Annotated in this window: 8 protein-coding genes and 1 tRNA gene; 7 read left to right on the top strand and 2 right to left on the bottom strand. The window is 74.0% G+C overall.

Annotated features, from left to right (window positions below; genetic code table 11):
• The 7 genes from E4P40_RS24730 to E4P40_RS24700 form a co-directional block, all read left to right on the top strand.
• The coding region (locus E4P40_RS24730; RefSeq protein WP_135161000.1) for a septum formation initiator family protein at positions 1 to 437 on the top strand (437 nt) is incomplete at its 5' end.
• Positions 434 to 940: a DUF501 domain-containing protein gene (locus tag E4P40_RS24725; RefSeq protein ID WP_135160999.1), complete on the top strand. Its 507-nt coding sequence runs from the start codon at positions 434 to 436 to the stop codon at positions 938 to 940. The genes E4P40_RS24730 and E4P40_RS24725, both read left to right, overlap by 4 nt.
• 5 nt (positions 941 to 945) lie before the next feature.
• The gene (locus E4P40_RS24720; RefSeq protein ID WP_280790643.1) at positions 946 to 1,884 is read left to right on the top strand and encodes a Ppx/GppA phosphatase family protein; all 939 of its coding nucleotides are present in this window, start codon (positions 946 to 948) and stop codon (positions 1,882 to 1,884) included.
• Between the two features lie 5 nt (positions 1,885 to 1,889).
• The gene (locus tag E4P40_RS24715; protein ID WP_209305505.1) at positions 1,890 to 2,651 is read left to right on the top strand and encodes a uracil-DNA glycosylase; all 762 of its coding nucleotides are present in this window, start codon (positions 1,890 to 1,892) and stop codon (positions 2,649 to 2,651) included.
• Positions 2,652 to 2,695: 44 nt separating this feature from the next.
• Positions 2,696 to 4,099, top strand: coding sequence for an NAD(P)/FAD-dependent oxidoreductase (locus E4P40_RS24710; protein ID WP_135160997.1), 1,404 nt, complete (start codon positions 2,696 to 2,698; stop codon positions 4,097 to 4,099).
• Positions 4,100 to 4,321: 222 nt separating this feature from the next.
• A tRNA-Leu gene (locus E4P40_RS24705) sits at positions 4,322 to 4,395 on the top strand.
• Between the two features lie 140 nt (positions 4,396 to 4,535).
• Positions 4,536 to 5,357 (top strand): Bax inhibitor-1/YccA family protein, encoded by an 822-nt coding sequence (locus tag E4P40_RS24700; RefSeq protein ID WP_135160996.1) that lies wholly within the window; start codon positions 4,536 to 4,538, stop codon positions 5,355 to 5,357.
• A 128-nt stretch (positions 5,358 to 5,485) separates the two neighbouring features.
• On the opposite strand, the gene E4P40_RS24695 is transcribed toward E4P40_RS24700, so the two are convergent.
• Together E4P40_RS24695 and E4P40_RS24690 are read right to left on the bottom strand one after the other, a co-directional pair.
• On the bottom strand, positions 5,486 to 6,706 hold the full coding sequence (locus E4P40_RS24695) for an acetyl-CoA C-acetyltransferase (RefSeq protein ID WP_135160995.1): 1,221 nt from the start codon (positions 6,704 to 6,706) through the stop codon (positions 5,486 to 5,488).
• 111 nt (positions 6,707 to 6,817) lie between these two features.
• The coding region (locus tag E4P40_RS24690) for an SGNH/GDSL hydrolase family protein (protein ID WP_135160994.1) at positions 6,818 to 7,619 on the bottom strand (802 nt) is incomplete at its 5' end.

Raw genomic sequence — 7,619 nt, 5'->3', positions numbered from 1 at the left:
GGCGGGCCGGCCGCCGCACGGCACGCACGGCCACCGGCGCGGCGGCCCGCCGGCGGCCGCTGTTCACCGGCCGGGCGGTCCTGCTCGGGGCGCTGGTCCTGCTGCTGGCGCTCACCCTGGCCGGGCCGGTGCGGCAGTACCTGGCCGGTCGCGCGGAGCTCGTCCAGCTCGCCGCCGAGGGGCGAGAGCTGGACAAGCGGGCCGAGGAGCTCCAGGAGCAGCTGGAGCGGCAGGCCGACCCCACCTACGCCGAGCGCCAGGCGCGCGAGCGGCTCACCTACGTCCTGCCCGGTGACCGGCTCGTCGTCGTGGTCGACGGGGAGACGGTGGAGGGGGGTGCGGCGACGCCGGCCGAGGACGCCGATCCGGAGCCGTCGACCTGGTACGAGGGCCTGATGGAGTCGCTGTCCGACGCCGACGGCGACCCGCGCGAGTGACCGAGCCTGTCACCGACGACGAGCGCGCGATCATCGCCCGTCAGCTCGGCCGTCCGCCGCGTGCCCTCGTCGCGGTCGCCCACCGCTGCCCGTGCGGCCAGCCCGACGTCGTCGAGACCTCCCCGCGCCTCGAGGACGGCACCCCGTTCCCGACGCTGTACTACCTGACCTGCCCGCGTGCGACCGCCGCCGCGAGCCGGCTCGAGTCGGCCGGCCGGATGCGCGAGTGGCAGGACGAGCTGGGCACCGACCCGGACCTCGCGGCCGGCTACCAGGCCGCCCACGAGGCGTACCTGGCGACCCGCGACGCCCGGGACGTGCTGCCCACCCGGATGACCGCCGGCGGGATGCCCGACCGCGTCAAGTGCCTGCACGCGCTGGCCGGGCATGCGCTCGCCGCCGGCCCGGGGGTGAACCCGATCGGTGACCGCGCGGTCGCCGAGATGGGGGAGTGGTGGGCCGCCGGGCCGTGCGCGCAGCCGGCGCCGGAGGGCACACCGTGACGCGGGTGGCGGCCATCGACTGCGGCACCAACTCCATCCGGCTACTGGTCGCCGACGTCCCGGCCGACGGGGCGCACACCGACCTGCACCGCCGGATGGAGGTCGTGCGGCTCGGCCAGGGCGTCGACGCCAGCGGACGGCTGGCGCCGGAGGCCATCGAGCGCACCCGCAAGGTCCTGGTCGAGTACGCCGCCGAGGCGCGCGATCTCGGCGCGACCGCGGTCAGGATGGTGGCCACCAGCGCCACCCGGGACGCCACGAACCGGGCCGAGTTCGAGGGCATGGTGGCGGCGGTCCTCGGCCACGGGCCCGACGTCGTGCCCGGCACCGAGGAGGCCGAGCTCTCCTTCGTGGGCGCCACGGCATCGTTGGACTCGGCTGCCGCGGCCCACGGCACCGCCGCACCGGCCGCGCCGTTCCTGGTCGTCGACATCGGCGGAGGATCCACCGAGTTCGTCCTGGGCGACGCGTGGGTCCGCGCGGCGCGCTCGGTCGACATCGGCTGCGTGCGGCTGACCGAGCGCCACCTGCACGACGACCCGCCGACGGCGGAGCAGGTCCGCCGGGCCGAGGACGACGTCCGGGCGGCGCTGGTCGAGGTCACCGCGGAGGTCCCGGTCGGCGAGGCGGCCAGCCTGGTCGGCGTCGCCGGGACGGTGACCACCGTGGCCGCCATCGCGCTCGGCCTGCCCGCCTACGACGCCGACGCCATCCACGGCTCCCGCATCCCGGCCGACCAGGTGCGCGCGGTGGCCGCCGACCTGCTGGCGGCGACCCGCGAGCGGCGGGCTGCCATGCCCGTGATGCATCCCGGCCGGGTGGACGTCATCGGCGCCGGGGCACTCATCCTGCGAGTGCTGATGGACGAGTTCGGCCGGGACGAGGTCGTGGTGAGCGAGCACGACATCCTCGACGGCATCGCGCTGCGGCTCGCCCGGGGCTGAAGCCGGTGGCCCTGGACGCGGGCGGGTTCCCCGTCACGCGAACCCGCGCCGGGGTCGTGCGGTCGGCGGCCGGGGTCCGCGACCTCGCCGTCCTCGACGCCCGGGTGTCCGGCTGCTACGCCTGCCCGCGGCTGGTCGCGTGGCGGGAGGAGGTCGCCCGGGTCAAGCGCGCGTCCTTCCGCGACGAGGACTACTGGGGCCGGCCCGTTCCCGGGCTCGGCCCCGCCGACGCCCGCATCGCGGTCGTCGGCCTGGCACCCGCCGCGCACGGCGGCAACCGGACCGGCCGGGTCTTCACCGGTGACCGCAGCGGGGACTGGATCTTCGCCGCGCTCTGGCGGGCCGGCCTCGCCAGCCAGCCGACGTCCACCCACATCGGCGACGGCCTCGAGCTGACCGGGGTGCGCGTCGCCGCCGCCGTCCGCTGCGCACCGCCGGACAACGCGCCGACCCCCGAGGAGCGGGACACGTGCTCACCGTGGCTGGCGCGGGAGCTGGCCCTGCTGCCGGAGCTTCGCGTCGTCGTCGTCCTCGGTGGGTTCGGCTGGACGGCGCTGTGGCCGGTCCTGGCCGGCGCCGGCTACGTCCTGCCGCGGCCCCGCCCCGCGTTCGGGCACGGCGTGGAGGTCGAGCTGGCCGGTCCGCGCGGGCCGTTGACCCTGCTCGGCAGCTACCACGTCAGCCAGCAGAACACCTTCACCGGCCGGCTCACCGAGCCGATGCTCGACGCCGTGCTGACCCGGGCGACCGACCTCGCAGGCCGCTGATCCTCACCGCGTCGGAGGCCGTGGACGGGCCTAGGCTCTGGCGCATGGCTCAGCCCGGAACCCGCTTCCCGGAGTCCTCCCGTCCGGTCATCCTCGTCGTCGGGGGTGGCTACGTCGGTCTCTACACCGCGCTGCGGCTGCAGAAGAAGCTGTCTCGCGGACGCGCGGAGATCGTCGTCGTCGATCCGCAGCCGCACATGACCTACCAGCCGTTCCTGCCCGAAGCGGCGGCCGGATCGGTGGAGCCGCGTCACGTGGTCGTCCCGCTGCGGCGCACGCTGAACCGCTGCCGGGTGATCACCGGCGCGCTCATCGGCCTGACGCACGCGCAGAAGCGCGCGCGCATCGCCCCGGTCGAGGGCAAGGTCTTCGAGCTCTCCTACGACGTGCTCGTCATGGCGGCGGGCTCGGTGGCCCGCACGCTGCCCATCCCGGGTCTGGCCGAGCACGGCATCGGCTTCAAGAACGTGGGCGAGGCGATCTACCTGCGCAACCACGTCCTCGCCCGCCTCGACGCGGCCAGCTCCACCGACGACCCGGAGGTGCGTTCGCGGGCGCTGACGTTCGTGTTCGTCGGCGGTGGCTACGCCGGCATCGAGGCGTTCGCCGAGCTCGAGGACATGGCCCGCTACGCGATCGAGCACTACTACCCGCGGCTGTCGCCGGCCGACATGCGGTGGGTCCTCGTCGAGGCGATGGGGCGGATCCTCCCCGAGGTCGACCTCGACATGGGCGCCTGGACGGTGCGCCAGCTCACCGCCCGCGGGATGGACATCCGGCTCAACACCCGGCTCGAGTCGATCTCCGACGCCGGAGTCGTGCGGCTCAGCGACGGCGAGGAGTTCCCGACCGAGACGCTGGTGTGGACGGCCGGGACGAAGCCGAACCCGGTGCTCGCCGCCACCGACCTACCGGTCGACGGCCGCGGCCGCGTCGAGTGCGAGGCGACCCTGCAGGTGCGCGGGATGCCCGACGCCTGGGCTGCCGGTGACCTGGCCGCCGTCCCGGACCTCACCAAGGACGAGCCGGGAGCCACCACGGCCCCCAACGCGCAGCACGCCGTCCGGCAGGCCAGGCGGCTGGCCGACAACATCGTGGCCGTGCTCGCCGGTCAGGAGCCTGCCCTCTACCGGCACAAGTACGTGGGATCCGTCGCCAGCCTCGGGCTGCACAAGGGCGTCGCCCAGGTCTACGGCGTGAAGCTCAAGGGCTGGCCGGCCTGGTTCATGCACCGGACGTACCACGTGAGCCGGGTACCGACGTTCAACCGGAAGGCGCGGGTCATCGCCGACTGGACGCTCGCGTCCGTCTTCCGCCGCGAGGTCATCTCCCTCGGCCAGCTGCAGGATCCCCGCCGCGAGTTCGTGTTCGCCGCGAACACGGGGCGGGCAGGACAGCTGCCCCCGGCTCAGGCTGCGGCGCCGTCGGCCAGGGCCGAGTCCGCCTGACCGCCGGCGCACCGGGCTGCGCGCGCCGCCCCGAGCGCGTTCACCGCGGCCTCGACGCCAGCGCCGTCCCCGCCGACGGGGAGGCGAGGGCGAGCGCGGCCGGGAGCGTGCCGTCCAGCGCCGCGGGAACGGGTGCTCGGGTGCCTTCCGGTCGCGGGCGGACCGGGACACCGTGCGGGCACCCGTCACCGGCGCCGTTCCCCCGCTAGCGTGCGCAGGAACGCCCCCGTAGCCCAATCGGCAGAGGCAGGCCCCTTAAAAGGGTCCGAGTGTCGGTTCGATCCCGACCGGGGGCACGCTCGGTGATCTGCGGCACCCGCCCGGGGGAACTCTGCGACACGCCGGAACGTCCGAGAGGCCCAGGGCGTTGACCTGACCGAGTGGAGTGCAGCACCGTGGACTCCACGGCCCGACCAGTCACCTCAGGGAGATGACGATGCCCAGCAGCAACCCGGCGTTCCGGGGATTGAGCGGTGCCGGCAACGGCCAGCAGCAGTACGCCGGATGGGGTACGCCCCAGCCGCAGTACGGCGCGCCCGCCCAGCACGACCCCTATGCCGCCCCGTCGCCGTACTCGGCGACGACCACGCGTTACCTCACGATGGACGACGTCGTCGTCAAGACGGGCCTCACCTTCCTGGTGACCGTCCTGGCCGCGGCGGCGACCTGGGCGATCGTGCCGGACACGATGGCCATCGCCCTGCTCGTCCCGGCGCTCATCGTCGGCCTCGTGCTCGGCCTGGTGATCGCGTTCAAGCAGATCGCCAACCCGGCGGCCACGCTCGCCTACGCGGCCGTCGAGGGCGTCCTCGTCGGCGCGATCAGTGAGTTCTACGCCGCCAACTGGGGCGGCAACATCGTCACGCAGGCGGTGATCGGCACCTTCGGTGTCTTCTTCGGCATGCTGGTGGTCTACAAGACCGGCGCCATCCGGGTGACCCCGAAGCTGACCCGCTGGATCGTCGGCGCACTGTTCGGCGTGCTGGCGCTCGTTCTGGTCAACCTGATCGCGAGCTTCTTCACCCCCGGCGGCCTGGGTCTGCGCGACGGCGGCCCGCTCGCCATCGTCTTCAGCCTCGTCGTGATCGGTGTGGCGGCGTTCTCGCTGCTGCTCGACTTCGACATGGCCGACGAGGCGATCCGCCGCGGCGCCCCGGCGAAGTTCGCCTGGTACATCGCCTTCGGTCTCCTCGTGACCGTCATCTGGCTGTACCTGGAGATCCTGCGCCTGCTGTCCTACCTGCAGAGCAGCGACTGAGAAAGGACCCCGTCCTCCCCGCCCTTCGCACGCTCAGGGCGGGACCCGGGACGGGGCCGTGAACGAAGGCCCGGTCCCCGCGAGGGGGCCGGGCCTTCGTCGTCCAGTCCTGCCTTCGTCCAGGGCTCCTAGGAGAGGCGCTCCAGCACCATCGCCATGCCCATGCCGCCGCCGACGCACATCGTCTCCAGGCCGAACGTCTTGTCCCGGGTCTGGAGCCCGTTGATGAGCGTGCCGGTGATCCGCGCGCCGGTCATGCCGAAGGGGTGCCCGACGGCGATCGCGCCGCCGTGCACGTTCAGCCGGTCGATGTCGATGCCCAGATCGCGGTAGCTCGGGATGACCTGCGCGGCGAAGGCCTCGTTGATCTCGACCAGGTCGATGTCGCCGATGCTCATGCCGGCGCGCTCGAGGGCGAGGCTGGAGGCGTCGACCGGGCCGTAGCCCATGATCTCCGGCGAGAGGCCGGTGACCGCGGTGGAGACGATCCGCGCGAGTGGGGTCAGGCCGAGCTCGCGGGCCTTCGTGTCGCTCATGACGATCACTGCGGCCGCGCCGTCGTTGAGGGGGCACGCGTTGCCCGCCGTCGCCCGGCCGTCGGGGCGGAAGACCGGCTTGAGCTGCGAGATGGCCTCGAGGGTGGTGCCGGCGCGCGGGCCGTCGTCCTTGCTGACCACGGTGCCGTCCGGCGTCGTGACCGGGGTGATCTCCCGCGCCCAGAAGCCCTCGTTGATGGCCTTCTCGGCGAGGTTCTGGCTGCGGACGGCGAACTCGTCCATCTCCTGGCGGGAGACGTCCTTGAGCAGCGCCAGGTTCTCCGCCGTCTGGCCCATGGCGATGTAGATGTCGGGGACGTCGCCGTTCTCCCGTGGGTCGGTCCACGAGTCGGCGCCGCTCTCGGCCACCTTGGCGGTCCGGGTCTGCGCGTCGGTGAAGACCGGGTTCTGGGTGTCGGGCAGCGAGTCGCTGTTGCCCTTCACGAACCGGGACACCATCTCCACGCCGGCGGAGATGAAGACGTCGCCCTCGCCGGCCTTGATGGCGTGCATGGCCATGCGGGTGGTCTGCAGCGACGAGGAGCAGTACCGGGTGATCGTCGTCCCGGGCAGGTGGTCCATGCCGAGCAGGGTGGCGACGACGCGGCCCATGTTGTGGCCCTGCTCCCCGCCGGGGAGGCCGCAGCCGAGCATCAGGTCGTCGATGTCGGCCGGGTCGAGCTCGGGCACCTTGTCCAGGGCGGCGCGGACGATGGTGGCGGTCAGGTCGTCGGGGCGGAGGTCCTTGAGCGACCCCTTGAAGGCGCGGCCGATGGGGGAGCGCGCGGTGGCGACGATGACGGCTTCGGGCATGGGTCCTCCACGATGAGGCGGGTCCGGGCGCGGATCGCCGGACGTCGGGTCATCCCCGAAACTACCCCGCGGTAACGCTCCCGACGCCGCCTGCCCGCGGCCGGCGGCCGTTCAGCCCACGACCTGCGCCTCCGCGGCCTCCTCGGCCTCCTCGGGCGTGGGGATCTCCGGTGGCCGGCGGCGGCGCAGCAGGGCCCACGGTCCGCGTGGTCCGGTGTCGGAGCCACGGACCTCGGCCGGCTGGACCTCGGTACCCGTCCGGCTGGCGGCCCGGGCGGCGGCCTGGGCGACCGGCTTCACGGTGCCGCGACGGATCGGCCGGCGACCGCGGTCGGCCGAGGCGGGCCAGACGCCGACGGCGTCGGCGACCGACGGGAGCAGGACGGCGGCGGCCTGTGCGTAGCCGACGGCGCTCGGGTGGAACTCGTCGACGCTGAACATGTCCCGGTCCGAGGCGAACGCCGGACCGAGGACCGAGCCGAGGGAGACGGTGCGCCCGCCGGCCTCGACCACGGCGATCGTCTGCGCGGCGGCCATCTGCCGGCTCCAGCGGCGGGCCAGGGTCCGCAGCGGCTGGGCGATCGGGCGGATGGTGCCGAGGTCCGGGCAGGTGCCGACGACCACCTCGGCGCCGGCCTCGGTGAGCCGGCGGACGGCGTCGGCGAGGTGCCGGACCGAGACCGCCGGCCGGATGCGGCTGGTGACGTCGTTCGCGCCGATCATGATCAGTGCGACGTCGGGTTGCTCGGTGAGTGCCCGGTCGACCTGCTCGTCGAGGTCCACGGACTTCGCGCCCGAGACGGCCAGGCGGACCAGGCGGACCGGCCGCTCGGCCAGTTCGGTGAGCGCGGCGGCGATGAGGGCCCCGGGGGTCTCCGACGCCCGCTCCACGCCCAGGCCGACGGCGCTCGAG

It is taken from the genome of Blastococcus sp. CT_GayMR20 (assembly GCF_004570345.1).
This window is presented reverse-complemented; position numbering and strand designations above follow the sequence as displayed.

What these genes read in the sequence shown, in the direction of transcription:
- E4P40_RS24710 (WP_135160997.1), top strand. Translation starts at nt 2,696, where the DNA reads ATGGCTCAGCCCGGAACCCGCTTCCCGGAGTCCTCCCGTCCGGTCATC.
- E4P40_RS24700 (WP_135160996.1), top strand. Translation starts at nt 4,536, where the DNA reads ATGCCCAGCAGCAACCCGGCGTTCCGGGGATTGAGCGGTGCCGGCAAC.
- E4P40_RS24695 (WP_135160995.1), bottom strand. Translation starts at nt 6,706, where the DNA reads ATGCCCGAAGCCGTCATCGTCGCCACCGCGCGCTCCCCCATCGGCCGC.